Genomic DNA, 20,402 nt, shown 5'->3' on the forward strand with positions numbered 1-20,402 from the left:
AAATGAGCATATTTGGTTCAATACAACCAATAATGATATGCGAATTACATATGACCGATAAAAAAAATACATATCAACATATGAAACTAGATTCTAAAATACCAGAAGGTCACATTTCACAGAAATGGACTGATTATAAAGATCACTTAAAGTTAGTTGCACCAAACAACCGACCAAAAATAGATATTATCGTAGTAGGAACAGGATTAGCTGGAGCTTCTGCAGCAGCATCTTTTGCCGAAATGGGTTATAATGTAAAAGCATTTTGTTACCAAGATTCTCCGCGTCGTGCGCACTCAATCGCAGCACAAGGAGGTATCAATGCAGCAAAAAATTATCAAAATGACGGTGACAGTACTTTCCGTTTATTTTATGATACAATCAAAGGTGGGGATTACAGAGCTCGTGAGGCAAACGTTCACCGTTTAGCTGAAGTTTCTGGAAACATCATTGACCAATGTGTGGCTCAAGGAGTTCCTTTTGCACGTGATTACGGAGGATTGTTGGACAACCGTTCTTTTGGTGGTACACAAGTACAACGTACTTTTTACGCTGCAGGACAAACAGGTCAACAATTATTATTAGGAGCTTATTCTTCTTTATCAAGACAAATCGGTTTGGGTCGTGTAGATATGTACAACCGTCACGAAATGTTAGAATTGGTAAAAGTTGATGGTAAAGCTCGTGGAATCATCGCTCGTAACTTGATTACTGGTGAGATCGAAAGACATTCTGCACATGCTGTAATCATTGCTTCTGGAGGATACGGAAACGTTTATTTCCTTTCTACAAATGCAATGGGATCGAATGTAACTGCAGGTTGGAAAATTCACAAGCAAGGAGCTTTATTCGCAAACCCTTGTTATGTACAAATTCACCCAACTTGTATTCCGGTTCACGGAACGAATCAATCTAAATTGACGTTGATGTCAGAGTCGTTAAGAAACTCTGGACGTATTTGGGTTCCAAAGAAAAAAGAAGATGCAGAAGCTATTCGTGCTGGTAAGTTGAAACCAACACAAATTGCTGAAGAAGATAGAGATTATTACTTAGAAAGAAGATATCCTGCGTTTGGAAACTTGGTTCCTCGTGATGTGGCTTCAAGAGCTGCAAAAGAGCGTTGCGATGCTGGTTTCGGAATTGAGGCCAACGATACAAACGAAGGAGTTTATTTGGATTTCTCAACAGAGATTCAAAACAAAGGTAAGCAGACAGCTTACGCAAAAGGAAATCACAACCCTTCTCAAGAAGAAATCACAACTTTAGGGAAGGCATGGTTGGAGGAAAAATACGGTAACTTGTTTACAATGTACCAAAAAATTACGGATGAAAATCCTTATGAAACTCCAATGAAAATCTATCCTGCAGTTCACTATACTATGGGTGGAGTTTGGGTAGATTATAACTTACAGTCTACAATTCCAGGTTGTTTTGTAGCAGGAGAGGCTAACTTCTCTGATCACGGAGCGAACCGTTTGGGAGCTTCTGCTTTAATGCAAGGTTTGGCTGACGGATATTTTGTATTGCCTTACACCGTTTCTAATTATTTGGCAGATGATATCCGTACTGGAAAAATCTCTACAGATTTACCGGAATTCGTTGAAGCTGAGAAGAGCGTAAAAGATAGCATCAATAAATTTTTATCTAATAATGGAACTAAATCGGTGGATCATTTCCACAAACGTTTAGGAAACATTATGTGGAATAAAGTTGGAATGGGACGTAATGAGCAAGGTCTAAAAGAAGCTATTGAAGAAATTGCTGCTTTGAAAGAAGAATTCTTCAAAGATGTTTATGTACCTGGAAATGCTGATGAATTGAATCCTGAGTTGGAAAAAGCACTACGTGTTGCCGATTTCATTGAATTAGGACAATTAATGGCTATTGACGGATTACAACGTAAAGAATCTTGTGGAGGTCACTTCCGTGAAGAATATCAAGATGCTGAAGGGGAAACTCTACGTGATGACGAAAACTTCAAATTTGTAGGAGCTTGGGAATACAAAGGCTACGACATCAAAAATGAAGAGCTTCACAAAGAAGAATTGAAATACGAGTTTATTAAAATAGCCGCAAGAAATTACAAATAAGAGATCATGAGCGCAGCAAAAAATATCAATATAAGCCTTCAAATTTGGCGTCAAAAGAACTCCAAAGAAAAAGGGAAAATGGAAACATATAAATTAAATGATGTTTCTACAGCAAGTTCATTTTTGGAAATGTTGGACCAATTGAACGAACAATTAGTAAACGAAAGAAAAGAACCAGTTGCTTTTGACCACGATTGTCGTGAAGGAATTTGCGGAATGTGTTCTTTGTATATCAATGGTCGTGCACACGGGCCAGATACAGGAATCACTACTTGTCAATTGCACATGAGAATGTTCAATGATGGAGATACAATCGTTATCGAGCCATGGCGTTCTGCGGCTTTTCCAGTAATCAAAGATTTAATTGTTGACAGAACATCTTTCGATAGAATTCAACAAGCAGGAGGTTTCGTTTCTGTAAATACTTCAGGAAATACTATCGATGCGAATGCAACTCCAATTCCTAAGGAAGATGCAGACAAAGCTTTTGAAGCAGCAGCTTGTATCGGTTGTGGTGCATGTGTAGCTACTTGTAAAAATGGTTCAGCAATGTTATTTGTTGGAGCAAAAGTATCTCAATATGCATTGTTACCACAAGGTAGAGTAGAAGCTACAGCACGTGTATTGAACATGGTGCGTCAAATGGACGAAGAAGGTTTTGGTAACTGTACTAATACTGGTGCTTGCGAAATCGAATGTCCAAAAGGAATTTCTTTGGAAAACATTGCACGTATGAACAGAGAGTTTTTATCAGCAAGTTTGAAATAGTATTTCAAATAGATTATATCAAAAACGTCCCGGTAATCGGGACGTTTTTTGTTTATATAAAACCTTCGTGCATCTCTTTTTATCTTTATGTATCTTTGTGGAATAGCAAATTATTCAAAATGAAAATAGCACTTATTCAATCCTCATTGGCCTGGGAAAGCCCAGAAAAGAACAGAAAAAAACTCGGTGAAAAAATCAATGCTATTTCCGAGAGCGTTGATTTAATCGTACTGCCCGAAATGTTTACTTCAGGATTTACTATGGAACCCAATACGGTTGCAGAAACCATGCAGGGGGAAACGATTACTTTGCTAAAACAGTTGTCGGAAGATAAAAATGCTGCTATCGTGGGAAGTTTGGTTATCACAGAGGAAGGTAATTTTTATAACCGATTGGTTTTTGTTTTTCCATCTGGTGAAATTCAATTTTATGACAAAAAGCATTTGTTTACTTTGGCTGGGGAGGATGAAATCTATACTGCCGGTAACCAAAAATTAATTGTAGAATATAAAGGCTGGAAAATTTGTCCCTTGATTTGTTATGATTTACGCTTTCCAGTTTTTGCAAGAAATGTTGAGGAATATGATGTGTTGCTGTATGTTGCCAATTGGCCAAAAATAAGAATAAATGCATGGGACGCTCTGCTAAAGGCACGTGCCATAGAGAATATGAGTTATGCTATTGGGGTAAATAGAATAGGGGAAGATAATAACGGACATCAGTACGATGGACACACCCAAGTGGTAAATTTCTTGGGCGAGTACATTTTAGAACCTATTGAGAATAAAGGAGTTTTTATAGTCGAACTAAATAAAGCCGAATTGCTTCTAGCTAGAAAGAAGTTCAATTTTTTGAATGATCAAGATGCTTTTATATTAAAATGAACCTTTTGATTTAGGTTTTCCTTTCTCTTTTTCTTTTTTCTTTTTGGGTTCAGGAGAGTAGGGAATGCTTAAATCAAATGCTTGATTGACATCCCAGTTAGTTCGAACATCGACTCCTTTAGAAAAATAAATTATTTCCTCAGCTTGTAGTTTTTTAAGATAATCTCCAGTATCCCATTCTTTGTTTTTATTATCGTCATAAATGGCCCTAAGCGTATATATACTTGGTTCGAGAAGATTAAACTCAATTTCCGTTTTGCTGTCTGTATATTCGCTAGCCGAAATTATATCGCCTTTCTCATTGGTTAATTCTACAATTACAGGAAAGCGATTTACATTTTTTAGACTTACGGTTAAATTTCCATAATCAGCAAAGTTTTTTGTACCGATGGTATAAGTCAAGGTATCATTCTTTTTCTCAAAAAAATCAGTAAGAGCTCCGGGTAGAAATTTTAAATTATATTTCTGGGCTTCTTCTTTTTTAAAATCAATAAATAACTCTTGGGTATAATCATCATAAGCTGTAGTGAAAGGAACAGCAACCAAATCCTTATCGGTTAATTTTATTTTCGAGTTGTCAAATTGAGTCAAAGGAGTACTAGATTCTAAAGTAAATCGTTCTCTAAAATTCAATATTCCATTTTGAATAGCCTTAAGATTCAAGGTATCACTTTTTTGGTTTTTAATTCTAAAAGTAAAGTCTTTTTTGTACTTGTCTTTCTCAATATTTAGCGAAAGAGAATCTGCTTTCAATGGTTTAAACCAAAGCTGTAAAGAATCTTTTTTAGCCAGTTTTGTGACAACAATAGGTAAGATTTCGTTTTTGTTCTTTAAAGTGATTTTTGGCTTTTCATTTTTGCTAATTTTTCCTTCATAACCAAGTAACGCTCTGTTTCCTGAGGCTTGGGTTGGCTTGAATGCTTTAAAAGGGAGTATTTCTTTAAATAATTCTAATTCAAAAACAGTATCATTTGGGACTTTTACGATTTGTTTGCAAAAACCAATTCGGTCAGTTTTAGGGTTAAATTTATTATTCCCATTATTATCTTTCAGAGCAATTAAATGGTAGTTTCCGGCTTTTAGATTTTCTAATCGGAACGTTTTCAAACTATCCAGTGTATTGGTAATGTATCGAGGAGTTTCTTTGTAAATGGTAGAATCGTTAAACTTTTCATTTGCCTCATAAAGCATAATCGAAACAAAAGAAGCAACTTCTTTGTCGTACGCATCTTTTACCCTTCCGCCTAAAGCCAATGAGTCAATATAATCTCCGGTAGAAAATACATATTTAAACTGATTGAAGGGATTTCCTTCGTTATTATCGGCAATACTTTGGCCAAAATTTAGGCTATAAGTGGTATTAGGTGGTAAAGTATCTTTTAGAGTTATTGTTAATACTTTTGTTGGAGTTGTCGGAACGATTAGTGGTTCGTTCTTCATTGGAGGTGAAATAATCAATTGCTTGTTTAGATTTTTAAGCTTGATATTTTCGTCAAAAACAAGTTTGATTTTATTGCCTTGAAATTTAACAGAGTAATTTTCTGGGAAACTTGATTTTAATGTAGGAGCAATGGTGTCTTTCAAGCCACCAGTAATAGTGCCTCTTTTGGCACAACTCACACAAAGAATCAGTAATATAAGAGGAATATATTTAAAATTGTTTTTCAACATAATGTGCTAAAATTTGATTCTACAAAATAACAATTATATTTACTGTAATCGAAATATTTCGCAAATTATTAGGAGCTATTTTACTTCGTTGAATTTTAGATTTCCTTTTGGGCAAGGGCTTCATGGATGCAAAAACATATTTATGATCTTTAAAATTAGATATATAAAAGGAATGCATGCATATATAAGTGAACTTAAATAGGATTAAAAAATACATTCAGTTTTTTTACGAGTTCAATTTGGTTTAGATTGTAAACAATTAAAAATCTTTGTGTGATAACCTTGTAAAAACGTTTGCCTTACATTTACTGAGCATTTCTCGAGCGAATTCATTAAATTTGCACCCAAAAGAGATCTTCGATGAGCAATATTAGAATTACCAAACAATTTAATTTCGAAACCGGTCACGCCCTATACGGATATGATGGCAAATGTAAAAATGTACATGGTCATAGTTATAAATTATCGGTTACCGTTATAGGAAAACCTATTACGGATCGAGACAATGTGAAATTTGGTATGGTTATCGATTTTTCGGACCTAAAAAAGATTGTAAAAGAAGAGATTGTCGATCAGTTTGATCATGCTACCGTTTTTAATGAAACAACTCCACATATTGAGTTAGCAAAAGAGTTGAAAAACCGTGGGCATCATGTAATTTTAGTAGATTATCAGCCAACTAGTGAAAATATGGTGGTAGATTTTTCTAAAAGAATCATCAGTAGATTACCTAAAAACATTGAACTTTTTTCTTTAAAGTTACAAGAAACGGAGTCTTCCTTTGCAGAATGGTTTGCAAGCGACAATCAATAATCTATTCATAGTTCATGCAATTACCAAATAATAAAAAAATCTATTTCGCCTCCGATCAGCATTTTGGTGCACCAACTCCAGAACTTAGTCTTCCAAGAGAGCAAAAGTTTGTGGCTTGGCTTGATGAAGTAAAAGGAGATGCGGAAGCTATATTTCTTTTAGGTGATTTATTTGATTTTTGGTTCGAATATAAAACCGTAATTCCTAAAGGATTTGTTCGTGTTTTGGGCAAATTGGCCGAAATTCGTGACAGCGGTATTCCTATTTATTTTTTTGTGGGTAACCATGATTTATGGATGTCCGATTATTTTGAAACCGAGCTTAATATTCCTGTTTATCACGATAACAAAGAATTTACCTTTTGCAATAAGACCTTTTTAATAGGTCACGGAGATGGTAAAGGCCCGGGAGATTTGGGATATAAGCGCATGAAGAAAGTATTCACGAATCCTTTTTCTAAATGGCTTTTTAGATGGCTCCATCCAGATGTAGGAGTGAGTTTGGCACAATATCTATCGGTTAAAAATAAATTGATTTCGGGAGCCGAGGATGTGAAGTTTTTGGGTGACGAAAACGAATGGCTCATACTTTATGCCAAGCGTAAACTAGAAACCAAACATTATAATTATTTTGTTTTTGGTCACCGTCATTTACCGATGATTAAATCGGTAGGGGAAAATTCAGAATATGTGAATTTAGGAGATTGGATTACTTATTTTACCTACGGGGTCTTTGATGGAGAAACATTCGAGGTCAAAAAGTTTGAATAAACGCCACTAGTCTAACTAGAACATGCTTATCGGTATCTTATAATGAAAATAAAATGACAATAGGTGAAAATAAATTAGATAATCCCGTTTGGTATTCAATATCCGAAACTCATAAAGATTTTGGAATTGATTGCGGTACCATAAAATTTTATCACCCTGATTATTGTCCTTTTGGAGGCTTTATCGCTCTTGATGATATAGAAAACTCCATCTCTGAATATGCTAAATTAACAGACAGTTTTTTTATTATTGGGCAAAAACCAAATGTTCCCGATAATCTAAAATTGAATAATGAACTGGTTTGTTTGCAAATGATCATTCGTGCCAAAATAGATGGAACTATCGAAGATAAGATTGTCAAATTGGAAGAGGAACATTTAGCAGATTTATTAGGATTGGTTAAAATTGTATATCCCGATTATTTTAAAAAGAAAACTTCCTCATTGGGGAATTATTATGGGATTTACAAAAACAATCAACTCGTTGCCGTAGCTGGAGAGCGAATGCAAATGGATGAATATACCGAAGTAAGTGCCGTAATTACACACCCGGAGCATACAGGTAAAGGATATGCAAAGCAATTAGTCACTCATGTTGTTAATGCTATTTTCGAGCAAAATAAAACCCCATTCTTACATGTTGCTGAGTCTAATATTGGAGCAATTAAGTTGTATGAAAAATTAGGTTTTCAAACCAGGAAAAAAATAAGTGTTTGGAATATTGTTCCCAATTTTTAGGGAGATAAATAACTCCATTAGCATGTTTTGGATAAAAACAGAACGTAAAGTGTTTAATTACAAATGCTTTAGGTTGTAAATAAATATGCGTATTTTTGATAGGAGTTATTATGCTTAATAATACACTTTAAATTTATCTAGATTATAACCCAATAACAGTTTCATAAAAAAAAATTATATATAAGTACTATAGTTCATCAGTAGACAAAAACTAATGAAAGAGAATTTATTATATTATCATGTTTCAGATCATTTAAAGTCTTTAGAGAAGCATCTTTATGCCTATTCGAAAGATAGAAAACCAAAACATCTTCATCTTTTGAGATTAGATATAAAGGTCACAAAAGCTTTATTCTCCTTTGCAGAAGACTTGTATAATGAGCCCTACAGCGCTATTGAATTGAAATCTGTATTTCAAAAAACGGGAGAAATAAGGGAAATCCAAATAATTAGTTCTTCTAAACATCTTCCGGGAAAACTTATTCGTGAATTAAAAAAGAAAGAAAGTTTCTTAAGGAAACAGTTTCGAAAAGATATTCCTAAGTATATAAAATTTATAGAAAGTTTCCGTAAAGAAGTCAATTTACCATCGGCTCTGCCCGATAAACAAATAATTAAAGATTATTTCGAGAGTGGGTTGAAGAAAGCAAATCAAGATTTTCAGAATCAAGATAGGGAAGGGTTGCATCAATTTAGAAAGAGCATAAAGAAACTAATGTTTGTATATAACGTTTTGCCTAAAAAAATAAAAAAAGAAGTCAATTTAGATGAGCAACATATTAATAAATTGCAAGAGAAAGTAGGTAATTGGCATGATACTTATTCTTCTATTGAGTTTCTCTCGTATCAATCTTTTAAGAAAAAATCGGCTGAGTATATTTCAAAGCTGAAACAAAAAGAAATGAGGCAATTTAATGCATTATTTGCAAATAGATAAGACATTAATAACAATCCCCTTAACATTCAAATAAATGCTAAGGGGATTGTTTGTTTTCTATTTAAAATAAATAATTTATAACTTTATGTTATTCATGTTTTTCATGCTCTTCTAAATCTTTCTGTAAATCTAATTTTCTAAATTCAGGAGATATAAAACCAGTGAAAAGTACAATAAGAAGCGTCATGCTACCACCAAAGACTACAGCAGGAACAGTTCCCATTAGTTTTGCAGTCAATCCACTTTCAAAAGCTCCCAGCTCATTTGAAGAACCTACAAATATAGAATTTACAGAGGCTACACGACCTCGCATGTGATCGGGAGTTTTGAGTTGTAAAATGGTTTGTCGAATAACCATAGAAATCCCATCAACAACCCCACTGAAAAATAGAGCCAAAAGCGAAATCCAAAAACTTGTAGAAAGACCAAATATGATGATGCATACTCCAAATAGGAAGATGGCGGTCAATAATTTCATCCCGGCATTTTTATTCAAAGGAACATAGGCTGCAAAAAACATGGTCAAAATGGCGCCAACTGCCGGTGCAGCTCTTAAAAATCCAAATCCTTGAGGGCCTACTTTCAAGATGTCTAAAGCAAAAATAGGTAATAATGCGACTGCTCCTCCAAACAAAACTGCAGCCATATCAAGGGTTAAAGCATTTAAAATAGACTTGTTGTTATAAACAAATTTGACTCCCTCTTTTAAACTGTCCATAACAGGTTCACCAATCTTTGGATTCAAAATGGGCTTCTTTTTAATTTGAGTAAGTATTATTAAAGCAAAAATAGAGCATGCAAGAACTAAACTCATAGACCAGTGAACTCCGATCAAGTGAATAGAAAAACCTGCGACTGCAGGTCCCACCACAGCTCCTACTTGCCAAACTGAACTACTCCAAGTAGCTGCGTTTGAATAGGCTTTTTTAGGAACAATTAATGCTAAAAGAGAGAAAACAGTAGGGCCTAAAAATGAACGAACAATTCCGCCAAAGAACACTAAGAAATAAATCGTATATAGAATAGTAGTTGTAGGTAAACCAGAGTTTATTTCTGGCCAAGTGATTAAAAACAATCCTAGACTAATTACTGAAAATCCCAGAATACATTTGGATAAAAGACCTTTTTTTTCATTTTGATCAACAACATGTCCGGCAAATAATGATACTGCTATGGCTGGAATAATTTCCATTAAGCCAATGATCCCTAGGGATAAAGCGTTTTTTGTAATTCTATAGACTTCCCATTCAATAATAATGAACTGCATGGACCAAGCAAAAACCATGGCAAAACGAATAAGCAAGAAGGTGTTAAATTCCTTAAATCGGAGGGCTGCATAGGGGTCATTTTTCTTCATAATAAATTCTATTATTTAATGTCTTTTAATCGTAATTGAATGCTCACTTTGTCATTCCATTCATTTTCATCGATGCAATATACGGCATCAAATTCTTTTTGATTACTAGCTAAATCTTTTTTATTACCTAGTCCAAAACCAATGGCATTAATACCTTCGGAGTTATTTTGTTTTACAAATAGTTTTAAATGCTCATCCTCAGAACCTAGTGTTTTGGCATAACCAGTGTCTTTTATTTTTTTGGTTAAAAAAACGGGGGTCATATTTAATGGACCAAAAGGTTCGAATTGTTTTAGAATTCGGATTAATTTAGGAGAAATATCGTCAAAATTAATTTCGGCATCGATTGTGATTTCTGGAATTAATTGATCAGGTTGTATAGTTTGTTTGACAATTTTTTCAAAAGCATTTTTAAAGTTTTGATAGTTTTCTTCTTTTAAAGTCATTCCAGCAGCGTACATGTGTCCTCCAAATTGTTCTAGATGTTCGGAACATGCTTCTAATGCATTGTATACGTCAAACCCTTTTACGGAACGTGCTGAAGCAGCATATTTATCGCCACTTTTAGTAAAAACCAATGTGGGACGATAATAAGTTTCAATAAGTCTGGAAGCCACAATACCAATTACACCTTTGTGCCAATCTTCTTGAAAAACTACCGAAGTGAAATTTTTCTCTTCTTGATTTTGGGTTATTTGTAAAAGCGCTTCTTTGGTTATTTGTTTGTCTAAGCCTTTTCGATCTGAGTTGTATTGTTCTATTTCAGAAGCAAATTGTTGGACTTGTTCAAAATCAAATTCAGTTAGTAGTTCTACAGCGTGATTGCCGTGCTTGATGCGACCTGCTGCATTAATTCGAGGGGCAATTATAAATACAACATCAGTAATGTCCAGTATTTTCTTTTTTACTTGATGTACTAATGCTTTGATTCCTGGTCTTGGTTCAGTATTAATAACCTGTAACCCAAAATAGGCCAATACTCGGTTTTCACCAGTCATGGGAACGATATCTGCTGCGATTGCTGTAGCGACCAAATCAAGGTACAATACAAGATCGTCTATAGTTTGGTTTCTATTGGCTCCTAGTGCCTGAATGAGTTTAAACCCTACGCCACAGCCGCATAATTCATCATAAGGATATTGGCAATCTTCTCGTTTTGGATCCAGAACTGCAATAGCCTCTGGTAAAACTGCTCCGGGTCTGTGGTGATCGCAAATGATGAAATCAATATTTCGTTCTTTTGCGTAAGCGACATGATCTATAGATTTAATCCCGCAATCTAGAGCTATGATAAGTGAAAATCCGTTGTCATCAGCAAAATCAATTCCTTTGTAAGAGACACCATAACCTTCGGTATACCGATCAGGAATATAGGTGGCAATATTAGGGTAATAGGTTTTTAAATAAGAAGAAACAAGAGAAACAGCCGTGGTTCCATCAACGTCATAATCTCCAAATATGAGAATGTTTTCTTGATTTGCAATGGCTTTCTCGATGCGTTCGACAGCTTTATCCATATCTTTCATTAGATAAGGATCATGTAAATCATTTAAACTTGGTCTGAAAAAAAGTTTAGCTTCTTCAAAAGTCTCGATTCCTCTTTGTATTAATAGAGTTGCGATGAATTCTTCTACATTCAAAACTTGAGCTAAGTGCTTTATTTTTTCTTCAGCGGGTTTTGGCTTAATGGTCCAACGCATTTGATTGTTGATTTTTGAATTAAGATTGATGATTATTGATTTTAATTCAAAAGCAGAGCTTCTCCTTCAAACTGAATTCCATCCCAACCTGTTTTCATGAAGTTGCGAATGTTTTGATGATTGGTTCCATTAGGATCTCCCAAAACTTCTTCAAAATAATAAGCTCCAAAACAGGCTAATGTTTCATCAACGGATAATTTTTGCAATAGCGCAAAAGTAAATAGTTTACAAGATCCTGAGTTTTCTCCGGCTGCATTATGTTGTTCTCCGTTTTGGAACGGGGTTGGCGTAAACGTGTAGTTTTCTTCTATTGTTGCAATTGTTTCTGCAAATGTTATAGCGGTTGGAGTTTGTTTTAGTTTGTCTAAAAAGGTATTGATGGTCATATTGATATATTTATTCTTCTTTTTGAAATTTGTTTTTCTTGGCTTCTTTTACAATTGTTTTTCCAGCCACAACTACGACTATTTCACCACGCGGAGCTGTTTTTTCAAAATGGGTTAACACTTCGCGTGCTGTTCCCCGTACATTTTCTTCGTGTAGTTTTGATAATTCTCTACAAACACAAATGGAGCGGTCTTCGCCAAAGTAGGTAATAAATTCGGCTAAAGTTTTAACCAACTTATGTGGGGAAACATACAAAATCATGGTTCGGGTTTCCTCAGCTAGTTCCAAATAACGGGTTTGTCTTCCTTTTTTTTCGGGTAAGAAACCTTCAAAAACAAATTTGTCATTGGGTAATCCGCTATTGACTAATGCCGGTACAAAAGCCGTTGCACCGGGCAAACATTCTACGGCTATTCCGTTTTCGATACAGGCTCGGGTTAGCAAAAAACCAGGATCTGAAATAGCTGGTGTTCCTGCATCAGATATTAAAGCTATTGTTTCTCCAGCTTTCAATCTTGAAATTAAATTCTCGATTGTTTTGTGCTCGTTATGCATGTGATGACTGTGCATATGTGTGCCAATCTCGAAATGTTTGAGCAATTTCCCACTTGTTCTAGTGTCTTCCGCTAGAATTAAATCTACTTCTTTTAGGATTCTGATGGCACGAAAAGTCATGTCTTCGAGGTTACCAATAGGAGTAGGGACTATATATAATTTTGACATTTTTACTGCTTAAAGAGAGTGTTTAATGGAATATAAAATTGGAATACAAAAGAATATCAGTACTTAAAATGACAAGAATTTCTTTTCTATAATTTCCATAAAACGATTTTCAAAATCCTCTTTTCCTGCCCAATTGTTGTAATCAGGCTTTACCATTTCATCGATAAAAGCCTTGGTTTCCTGAAAAGTATCAAAAGTGATTAACTGGCTTAGTACACGATTGTAATCTTCAGTGTTGCCACCAAAAAGATGTTTTACAAAAGCAATTCTGTCGTTTAATCCAATTGAAATTCCTTTTGCTAATTTATCATTTAATGTAATGGATTTTGGCTCTTCTCTTTCCAAAACCTGTTGATTGGAGCTCGATATAGGTTCTGATTGAAAACCAAAAGACATTGGGGTTTTATCAATTGTCTTGTTTTCTAAAGTTTGCTCAAGGGTTGACCTTTTTACAAATTGTGGCTCGGTATAATTCCCTCCCAAAAGATCTTCAAACGAAATTTGTACAGCTTCTGTTTTCTTTGAGAGTTCTTCGGATTTTACTTCTTCAGTTTTTTCTTCAATAACAGATTTTGTCTCTTCAATCGGTTCTTCATCGTTTGTAACAGAATCTTCTGTTTCATCTAATTCAGAGATAGGCTGATCTTCTGTAGAATCAGTTTCTATTGCTTGATCTTCAGTTAATGCGCTATCTTCTTCCGATTTGATTTCCTCAATTTCTTTAGACTCAGCGTTAATCTCCTCAACAATTATAGGCTGCTCTTCGGTGATTACCTCTTCTAAAGGCTCATTTGTAGTAATTTTGGTTTCAATGATTTCTTCTGTAGCAATTTCTTTTGTAACTATTTCGTCACTTTCAAAATTTCTTTGGAATTCTGGTACTGCATCATTTTCGAAAACTTCTTCAATTTTCTCAATTATTTCAGCTTGGCCAATAGTAGGTTTTGGCTCTGCAAAATGATCTTCAACAAATCGTAAAACAGCTAGTTTTTCATATAACTTCTGTGTTTCTATATACAATTGGTTGATGTCTGATTTATTTTTTAGCTGTAATATTCTATGTGCAATGCTGATTAAATCTGCTTCCAATTTTTTTTTCATGACTTTCGAAATTATAAGGTGTACTGTCTTTGTAAAACTTGTTTATTGGTGATTTGTTAATGGGGGATTGTCCTTTTGTTGTTGGATTTTATTTTTGAAATAAGTCCTCCTAAATCTTTGATTTGATAAAAATTTTCTACTTTTGAGACAAGGTAAAAACAGATCTTTACCCAGTCGATTTATTACCGTTACAAAGTAATAAAAACTATTCATTTTTTAAGGCAGAAAAATACAAAATGTTTCTCGAAAATACAGTAAATCAAAAAGAACAATTTGGGTGGATTGAGGTTATTTGTGGATCAATGTTTTCGGGTAAAACCGAAGAGCTTATCCGTAGATTAAAACGAGCTCAATTTGCCAAGCAAAGGGTAGAAATATTTAAGCCTGCCATAGATACCCGCTATCATGACGAAATGGTTGTTTCACATGACAGTAATGAAATTCGATCTACACCAGTTCCAGCTGCAGCCAATATTTCTATTTTGGCACAAGGTTGTGATGTGATAGGGATTGATGAAGCCCAGTTTTTTGATGATGAAATCGTTACTGTTTGTAATGACCTCGCTAATCAGGGAATTAGGGTGATTGTAGCCGGTTTAGACATGGATTTTAAAGGAAATCCTTTTGGTCCTATGCCAGCACTTATGGCAACTGCAGAGTATGTTACTAAAGTACATGCAATATGTACCAGAACAGGGAATCTTGCCCATTTTAGTTTTAGAAAAGCTGATAATGACAAGCTGGTAATGCTTGGGGAAACTGAGGAATACGAGCCCTTGAGCCGAGCGGCCTATTATCATGCGATGAAGAAAAATCTTGAAAAAGGGGAGAATAACGCCCCTGATAACAAAAACAAAGAGTAAAAGGTGAATTTGCCCTTATATAAAATCACTTCCGTCTTAAATGCCAAATATTTTGGTAGTACAAGTGATACCATAATCGAAAATATTTCTATCGACAGTCGTTCTTTGCAAAATGGTTCACAAACCCTTTTTTTTGCATTAGTCGGACGCAATCATGATGCACATTTATATATAAAAGATTTAATTGTAAAAGGCGTTCATAATTTTGTAGTTACTCATATTCCGGAAGGACTTGAGTCTAAAGCTAATTTTCTAATTGTAGAAAATACCCTTAATGGTTTACAACAAATAGCAGCTTATCATCGTAAACTTTTTACTTTTCCTATAATAGGTTTAACGGGTAGTAACGGTAAAACAATAGTAAAGGAATGGCTCAATTTTCTTTTGAGTCCAGATTATACTATAATCCGAAGCCCCAAAAGTTATAACTCTCAGGTTGGAGTTCCTTTGTCAGTGCTTGGGATTAATGAACATCATAATCTTGGTATTTTTGAAGCTGGTATTTCTACCATTTTAGAAATGGAGAAACTAGAAAAAATCATCCAGCCTACAATTGGGATTTTGACCAATATAGGTTCTGCACATGATGAAGGCTTTGAGAATCTAGAAGAAAAAATTAAAGAGAAAGTATTGCTTTTCAAAGATTCAGAGGTAATGATTTATCAAAAGAATGATAAAGTTGAGCAATTCATACCTTCCCATGCAAAAACATTTTCGTGGTCTTTCGTAGATTCTACAGCTACTGTTTTTGTTTCCCAAAAAGAAAGTACAAATGAAAGCACTACCATTGAGTACAATTATAATGGAGCTGCTTCTAAACTGACAATTCCATTTCTGGATGATGCATCAGTAGAAAATGCAATTTCTTGTCTAATGGTATTGTTGTATTTAAAACTGGATGCCGTAACTATTCAGAATCGAATAGAATTATTGTATCCTGTAGAAATGCGATTAAAAGTTAAAAACGGAATCAATAATTGCAGTATTATTGATGATAGTTATAGCTCAGATTTTCAATCACTAAAAATTGCTTTAGATTTTCTTGAAAGCCAAAAGCAACACCAGAATAAAACGGTTATACTTTCTGATATTTTTCAAAGTGGCTTAACAAATGAAGTTCTGTATTCTAAAGTGGCAGAATTAATTGTTTCTAATAAAATAAACCGTGTTATAGGAATAGGAGAAACAATTTCGGCATTAAAAAATAAACTTTCGAATTGCATAATTTTCAAAGACACCAACGAGTTTTTACTAAACGTAGACCGATTAAATTTTGAAAATGAAACCATTCTAATCAAAGGAGCAAGATCTTTTGAATTCGAAGAAATAGTATTCTCATTAGAAGAGAAGACACACGAAACGGTTCTTGAAATTAATCTGAATGCGATTAGTCATAACTTTAATTTCTTTAAATCAAAACTTAAGCCAACTACCAAAATGATGGTTATGGTAAAGGCATTTGGTTACGGAAATGGAGGTTTTGAAATTGCCAAACTACTAGAACATCACAAAGTAGATTATTTAGGAGTGGCTTTCGCCGATGAAGGGATTTCGTTGAAAACGGCAGGGATTAAATTGCCTATTATGGTTTTGAATCCGGAAAGCACTAGTTTTTCGGCAATAATTCAGCATGAACTTGAACCTGAAATTTATAGTATGAAGGGACTTGTTGCCTTCCTGAAAATTGCAGAACAAAAACAGTTAAAAGATTTTCCGATACATATAAAGCTGGATACAGGAATGCACCGTTTGGGTTTTGAGACCAATACGATTGAAGATCTGATCGCAACCTTAAAAGGAAACCAAAGGGTAAAAGTAAAGAGTGTTTTATCACATTTGGCCACTAGTGATGATTTGCAACATGAAGATTTTGTGCGTTATCAAATAGATTTATTCGAAAAACTATCTTCTAAATTAATAGAAGAATTGCAAATAAACCCAATCCGACATATTTTGAACACCTCGGGAATAAGTAATTTTCCAGAAGCCCAGTATGATATGGTGCGCCTAGGGATTGGTCTTTACGGAGTTTCAAACGACGCAGAAGAGCAAAAACAATTAGAAAATGTTGGGACTTTAAAATCGATCATATCCCAAATTAGAACAATACAGCCTAGTGAGAGTGTGGGTTACGGCAGACGATTTGTTGCTAACCAGCCCATGAAAATTGCTACAATTCCTATAGGTTATGCCGATGGTATTGCAAGAAGTTGGGGAAATGGAGTTGGATTTATAACAGTAAAGAATAAGAAAGCTTCAATTCTAGGAAGTGTTTGCATGGATATGCTAATGGTTGATGTGACGGAGATAACATGTAAAGAAGGTGATGCAGTAGTTATTTTTGGAGAAAGTCCAACAGTCAATTACATAGCGGAGAAGTTGCATACTATACCTTATGAAATCTTGACTAGTATTTCACAAAGGGTAAAAAGAGTTTTTTATAGAGAGTAATTTTAAAATTTTTATAAAATTTAAGTATATTCGTCATTCGTATTAACCAAATTAAAATTACATATTATGGGATTTTTTAGCGATTTTAAAGCTTCTTTACTAAAAGGAGATGTGTTAAGTTTAGCAACAGCTGTGGTTATAGGTGGCGCATTTGGTAAAATTGTGGCTTCTGCAGTAGAAGATGTTATTATGCCAATTGTTGGATTGATTACAGGAGGTATAGATTTTACTCAAAAATTCATCACTTTAGATGGAAACACTTATGCAAATTTAGCTGCGGCAAAAACAGCTGGAGCATCTGTAATTACTTATGGAAATTTTGTTCAAGCTGTAATTAATTTTGTGATTATTTCATTTTTCATCTTTGTGGTTTTAAGAGCAGCTGAAAAAGCGAAAAAGAAAGAAGAAGTGGTAGTTGCACCCGCAGGACCTACACAAGAAGAATTGCTTACACAAATTAGAGATTTATTAAAGAAATAAAGTTTAAAAAAAATGCCTCAAGAATTGAGGCATTTTTTTTTAATTTATATTCAATGGTTTTTTTGCTGGATTATATTGGAACATTAATAATACCAAAGGTAAACACCAATTGGCAGCTCGTTCTACAAATTCTAGAAAAGGTTCTCCTGAAAAAGGGCGGCTCAGTGCTGCTAAAAAAGCCCAAATGCTTGCCCAGATTAGTATTTGGCGTACTGGATACAAGAGGGTAATTATTGCAACCAGAACGTCTATTATTCCAATAATAGGCATTATAAATATGGACTGCTGAGTTGTAAAACCTACTGATGTAAGGAGCGGAATCCACTTAGGATTTACACCAATTGCAAGAATGCCGTGACCTAAAAAAGTGCCAAAAACACCTATTCGGGCTATAATTTCCAAAGAGGGGGTGAGTATATTTAATTTTAAAGCAGCTTGCTTTTGATTAATTTCTTTCATTATGTATAGTTAAAAAAAACCACTAATAGACAAGTATTAGTGGTTTGATATTTAATTGAAGAATTATTTTAGATTAAGCAACGAAGAATCTTTTTGATTTCCCACAGTTATTTGAAGGATATAGATTCCTTTAGAAAATTTAGACATATCTTCTTCGAATTTGAAATCAACGGCATCTTTTTTGGCTTTTTTGTTGATAACCACATTTCCGCTCATGTCTGAAATTACGATAGTAGCTTCACCAATTTCAGGGGAATTGTATTCTAATGTAAAATGGTCTGTAACCGGATTTGGTATAATTTTGATCGCGTTGAAATTTTGAACACTAGATTTGGCGGCAATAGCTGTGCTTTTGGTGAGACAAAAAGAATCAATAGTATTCCCGTTATTGTCATATGTTGTATTGCAAATGGAATCAGAAGTCACATCAAATTTGCAAAAATTGTATGTGCTTTTGTATTTTTCTACAAACCAAGTTGCATTTCCTGTGTATAATGGAGCACCAGCACCACCACAAACTATTTGGCAACGTCCTTGTGTTGGTTGACTTCCATATTGTGCTACAGGAGCTGTAGTGCTGACATTACGATTCATTGGTTTTGTACGCTCGTACATGTGGTCATGACCATTAACGACTAAATCTACACCATAATCATCAAATGCTTTCCACCAAGTGTTATAATATGAATTCATCTCTCCGGCATGGTTTCCGATAGTGAAAAATGGTTTGTGGAAAAAGATGATTTTCCATTTTTTGCCGGCATTAGCTTGCAATGTACTCACTAGCCAGTTGTATTGAGTCGTATTTGAAGGATCTTCAGAATTAAGAGAAATAAATACGGCATCACCATAGGTAAATGAGTAATAAAGATTGGTACCATTAGTAGGAGTAGATTTTGGTAACTCAAAAACATTTTGATAAGTAGGTACACTCGCTGCGTCATGATTTCCCATAGAATGATACACCAAATTATTTTCTATAAAAGTATTTCCGTTGGTAAACCAACTGTCCCAATCAGCGGTAGATCCTCCATTGTTAACAATATCTCCATTAAAAATTGTAAAATCAGGTGTTTTTGTATTTGCCAATGCGGCAACCTGATTCCAAATACTCATTCCGGAACGGCTATCTCCAATAGCTAAAAAGGAGAATGCTGTTGTGTTTAATGGTGGTGCAGTTTGATATGTTTTTTCTGCTGTCCATACACCAGCCGTAGCGTCAAAAAGTCTGTAGTATATTGTGGCATCCGGAGTTACAGTAGGGAAAGTATATTTGAAAAACTTATCAGCATAACCATTTCTTACTATTGCGGAAAAGGTACCTTGCTCATAAGTATTGGTATATCCCCATTTTATTTTGTCTGCAGTCCCAACATTTCTCCATGTAACCGTCAATCCTTCCAAAGGATTACTAGTACTTCCCCATCGTATTTGCTTTATAGCCGATGCAACAGTGTTTGTATTACCAGTAAGCGAAAAGTCAAAACTAATATCAGAACTGTTAAGAGCATTTTGATGAATTTCAACAGCAATAGTATTATTACCTGCTATAAATCCTGTTTGTGCTGGGGTTAATGTAGTAGACAAAAAAGTACTTCCATCATCACTACATGCAGCCGAGGCCAAAGTGTTGTAGGCGATTGTTCCTGTCGGCATGTTGTTTCTGTATACTTCGACTCCATTAATGTAAATAACAACTCCATCATCTCTTTTTACATTTAAAGTGTAATTAGAGAAAATTGAAGGGTCTGCTAAATTGAATGTTTTTCTAAAATAAGTGGTAATGTATTTTTTGCTAGAATTCGTTCCGTAACTAAGAACAGTGGCTTCATCTCCGTCTCCGTAGCCTAATTGAGCTGGGCCTGATGGCCAGGTTGTGTCGCTAAATGTGGTGCTTTTCCAAGCTGTTCCTTGGTTAGAACCATCAGTTATATACTTCCAAGAGGATCCTTGGGCTACTAATGTAGTTTGAGCGTTAATGGTTATTACTATAAAAAATAGTAGTAACAAAAAGGTAGTTTTTTTCATAAGTTTAGTTAGTTTGATAGCTAAATTAGTTATTTGAGCATCACTGTTTGTAAATTTAATATTAATAAAATATTATTAAAATTAATGTAAAATTTTTGATTTTCAGTGGTTTATGTGTTTTTCGCACAGGTTTGTTTATTATTTATAGTTAGGTCGCTTTTGATTGGCCCTTTAAAAGTGAAG

Annotated in this window: 18 protein-coding genes; 10 read left to right on the top strand and 8 right to left on the bottom strand. The window is 34.5% G+C overall.

The window, feature by feature from the left end:
• The first annotated feature begins 80 nt into the window (after positions 1-80).
• The 3 genes from OZP08_RS04470 to OZP08_RS04480 all read left to right on the top strand — a co-directional run bounded on the left by OZP08_RS04470 (position 81) and on the right by OZP08_RS04480 (position 3,742).
• Positions 81-2,090, top strand: a complete 2,010-nt coding sequence (locus OZP08_RS04470) for a fumarate reductase/succinate dehydrogenase flavoprotein subunit (RefSeq protein WP_268848526.1) — start codon at positions 81-83, stop codon at positions 2,088-2,090.
• A 6-nt stretch (positions 2,091-2,096) separates the two neighbouring features.
• A complete protein-coding gene (locus OZP08_RS04475) occupies positions 2,097-2,858 on the top strand; it encodes a succinate dehydrogenase/fumarate reductase iron-sulfur subunit (protein ID WP_268848527.1) in 762 nt (253 codons plus the stop codon).
• Positions 2,859-2,977: 119 nt separating this feature from the next.
• The gene (locus tag OZP08_RS04480; protein ID WP_268848528.1) at positions 2,978-3,742 is read left to right on the top strand and encodes a nitrilase family protein; all 765 of its coding nucleotides are present in this window, start codon (positions 2,978-2,980) and stop codon (positions 3,740-3,742) included.
• Here OZP08_RS04480 and OZP08_RS04485 read toward each other — a convergent pair.
• Positions 3,734-5,413, bottom strand: a complete 1,680-nt coding sequence (locus tag OZP08_RS04485) for an Ig-like domain-containing domain (RefSeq protein ID WP_268848529.1) — start codon at positions 5,411-5,413, stop codon at positions 3,734-3,736. The genes OZP08_RS04480 and OZP08_RS04485 overlap by 9 nt on opposite strands.
• 360 nt (positions 5,414-5,773) lie before the next feature.
• On the opposite strand from OZP08_RS04485, the gene OZP08_RS04490 reads away from it, so the two are divergent.
• The 4 genes from OZP08_RS04490 to OZP08_RS04505 all read left to right on the top strand — a co-directional run bounded on the left by OZP08_RS04490 (position 5,774) and on the right by OZP08_RS04505 (position 8,670).
• Complete coding sequence (locus tag OZP08_RS04490) at positions 5,774-6,226, top strand: 6-pyruvoyl trahydropterin synthase family protein (protein WP_268848530.1); 453 nt, start codon at positions 5,774-5,776, stop codon at positions 6,224-6,226.
• 14 nt (positions 6,227-6,240) lie between these two features.
• Positions 6,241-6,996: a UDP-2,3-diacylglucosamine diphosphatase gene (locus OZP08_RS04495; protein ID WP_268848531.1), complete on the top strand. Its 756-nt coding sequence runs from the start codon at positions 6,241-6,243 to the stop codon at positions 6,994-6,996.
• Between the two features lie 53 nt (positions 6,997-7,049).
• Positions 7,050-7,733 carry a GNAT family N-acetyltransferase gene (locus tag OZP08_RS04500; RefSeq protein WP_281323110.1) on the top strand — a complete coding sequence of 228 codons (684 nt, stop codon included), beginning with the start codon at positions 7,050-7,052 and terminating at the stop codon, positions 7,731-7,733.
• 214 nt (positions 7,734-7,947) lie between these two features.
• Positions 7,948-8,670, top strand: coding sequence for a CHAD domain-containing protein (locus OZP08_RS04505; RefSeq protein ID WP_281323111.1), 723 nt, complete (start codon positions 7,948-7,950; stop codon positions 8,668-8,670).
• 88 nt (positions 8,671-8,758) lie between these two features.
• On the opposite strand, the gene OZP08_RS04510 is transcribed toward OZP08_RS04505, so the two are convergent.
• From OZP08_RS04510 to OZP08_RS04530, 5 genes are all read right to left on the bottom strand, one after another.
• A complete protein-coding gene (locus OZP08_RS04510) occupies positions 8,759-10,027 on the bottom strand; it encodes an MFS transporter (RefSeq protein ID WP_281323112.1) in 1,269 nt (422 codons plus the stop codon).
• A gap of 11 nt (positions 10,028-10,038) precedes the next feature.
• Positions 10,039-11,727, bottom strand: a complete 1,689-nt coding sequence (gene recJ / locus OZP08_RS04515; RefSeq protein WP_281323113.1) for a single-stranded-DNA-specific exonuclease RecJ — start codon at positions 11,725-11,727, stop codon at positions 10,039-10,041.
• A 41-nt stretch (positions 11,728-11,768) separates the two neighbouring features.
• Positions 11,769-12,113 (bottom strand): HopJ type III effector protein, encoded by a 345-nt coding sequence (locus OZP08_RS04520; RefSeq protein WP_268848535.1) that lies wholly within the window; start codon positions 12,111-12,113, stop codon positions 11,769-11,771.
• Between the two features lie 10 nt (positions 12,114-12,123).
• Positions 12,124-12,837: a 16S rRNA (cytidine(1402)-2'-O)-methyltransferase gene (gene rsmI / locus OZP08_RS04525; RefSeq protein ID WP_281323114.1), complete on the bottom strand. Its 714-nt coding sequence runs from the start codon at positions 12,835-12,837 to the stop codon at positions 12,124-12,126.
• 63 nt (positions 12,838-12,900) lie between these two features.
• The gene (locus OZP08_RS04530) at positions 12,901-13,938 is read right to left on the bottom strand and encodes a DUF8457 domain-containing protein (RefSeq protein ID WP_281323115.1); all 1,038 of its coding nucleotides are present in this window, start codon (positions 13,936-13,938) and stop codon (positions 12,901-12,903) included.
• 236 nt (positions 13,939-14,174) lie between these two features.
• On the opposite strand from OZP08_RS04530, the gene OZP08_RS04535 reads away from it, so the two are divergent.
• The 3 genes from OZP08_RS04535 (at position 14,175) to mscL (ending at position 17,732) form a co-directional block, all read left to right on the top strand.
• Complete coding sequence (locus OZP08_RS04535) at positions 14,175-14,801, top strand: thymidine kinase (protein WP_281323116.1); 627 nt, start codon at positions 14,175-14,177, stop codon at positions 14,799-14,801.
• A gap of 3 nt (positions 14,802-14,804) precedes the next feature.
• On the top strand, positions 14,805-17,252 hold the full coding sequence (locus OZP08_RS04540; protein ID WP_281323117.1) for a bifunctional UDP-N-acetylmuramoyl-tripeptide:D-alanyl-D-alanine ligase/alanine racemase: 2,448 nt from the start codon (positions 14,805-14,807) through the stop codon (positions 17,250-17,252).
• A 66-nt stretch (positions 17,253-17,318) separates the two neighbouring features.
• The gene (gene mscL, locus OZP08_RS04545) at positions 17,319-17,732 is read left to right on the top strand and encodes a large conductance mechanosensitive channel protein MscL (protein WP_268848538.1); all 414 of its coding nucleotides are present in this window, start codon (positions 17,319-17,321) and stop codon (positions 17,730-17,732) included.
• A gap of 39 nt (positions 17,733-17,771) precedes the next feature.
• Here mscL and OZP08_RS04550 read toward each other — a convergent pair whose 3' ends face one another.
• Together OZP08_RS04550 and OZP08_RS04555 are read right to left on the bottom strand one after the other, a co-directional pair.
• Complete coding sequence (locus OZP08_RS04550; protein ID WP_268848539.1) at positions 17,772-18,191, bottom strand: hypothetical protein; 420 nt, start codon at positions 18,189-18,191, stop codon at positions 17,772-17,774.
• Between the two features lie 63 nt (positions 18,192-18,254).
• Complete coding sequence (locus tag OZP08_RS04555) at positions 18,255-20,219, bottom strand: T9SS type A sorting domain-containing protein (RefSeq protein ID WP_268848540.1); 1,965 nt, start codon at positions 20,217-20,219, stop codon at positions 18,255-18,257.
• Positions 20,220-20,402: the final 183 nt, after the last annotated feature.

It is taken from the genome of Flavobacterium aestivum (assembly GCF_026870175.2).
GTDB classification, from domain to species: Bacteria; Bacteroidota; Bacteroidia; order Flavobacteriales; family Flavobacteriaceae; genus Flavobacterium; species Flavobacterium aestivum.

Excerpts from the sequence above, each read along its gene's own strand:
- OZP08_RS04490 (WP_268848530.1), top strand. The coding sequence starts at position 5,774 with ATGAGCAATATTAGAATTACCAAACAATTTAATTTCGAAACCGGTCAC.
- OZP08_RS04475 (WP_268848527.1), top strand. The coding sequence starts at position 2,097 with ATGAGCGCAGCAAAAAATATCAATATAAGCCTTCAAATTTGGCGTCAA.
- OZP08_RS04495 (WP_268848531.1), top strand. The coding sequence starts at position 6,241 with ATGCAATTACCAAATAATAAAAAAATCTATTTCGCCTCCGATCAGCAT.
- OZP08_RS04485 (WP_268848529.1), bottom strand. The coding sequence starts at position 5,413 with ATGTTGAAAAACAATTTTAAATATATTCCTCTTATATTACTGATTCTT.
- OZP08_RS04480 (WP_268848528.1), top strand. The coding sequence starts at position 2,978 with ATGAAAATAGCACTTATTCAATCCTCATTGGCCTGGGAAAGCCCAGAA.
- OZP08_RS04520 (WP_268848535.1), bottom strand. The coding sequence starts at position 12,113 with ATGACCATCAATACCTTTTTAGACAAACTAAAACAAACTCCAACCGCT.
- OZP08_RS04550 (WP_268848539.1), bottom strand. The coding sequence starts at position 18,191 with ATGAAAGAAATTAATCAAAAGCAAGCTGCTTTAAAATTAAATATACTC.
- mscL (WP_268848538.1), top strand. The coding sequence starts at position 17,319 with ATGGGATTTTTTAGCGATTTTAAAGCTTCTTTACTAAAAGGAGATGTG.
- rsmI (WP_281323114.1), bottom strand. The coding sequence starts at position 12,837 with ATGTCAAAATTATATATAGTCCCTACTCCTATTGGTAACCTCGAAGAC.
- OZP08_RS04500 (WP_281323110.1), top strand. The coding sequence starts at position 7,050 with ATGACAATAGGTGAAAATAAATTAGATAATCCCGTTTGGTATTCAATA.
- OZP08_RS04505 (WP_281323111.1), top strand. The coding sequence starts at position 7,948 with ATGAAAGAGAATTTATTATATTATCATGTTTCAGATCATTTAAAGTCT.
- OZP08_RS04470 (WP_268848526.1), top strand. The coding sequence starts at position 81 with ATGAAACTAGATTCTAAAATACCAGAAGGTCACATTTCACAGAAATGG.
- OZP08_RS04510 (WP_281323112.1), bottom strand. The coding sequence starts at position 10,027 with ATGAAGAAAAATGACCCCTATGCAGCCCTCCGATTTAAGGAATTTAAC.
- OZP08_RS04535 (WP_281323116.1), top strand. The coding sequence starts at position 14,175 with ATGTTTCTCGAAAATACAGTAAATCAAAAAGAACAATTTGGGTGGATT.
- OZP08_RS04555 (WP_268848540.1), bottom strand. The coding sequence starts at position 20,219 with ATGAAAAAAACTACCTTTTTGTTACTACTATTTTTTATAGTAATAACC.
- recJ (WP_281323113.1), bottom strand. The coding sequence starts at position 11,727 with ATGCGTTGGACCATTAAGCCAAAACCCGCTGAAGAAAAAATAAAGCAC.
- OZP08_RS04530 (WP_281323115.1), bottom strand. The coding sequence starts at position 13,938 with ATGAAAAAAAAATTGGAAGCAGATTTAATCAGCATTGCACATAGAATA.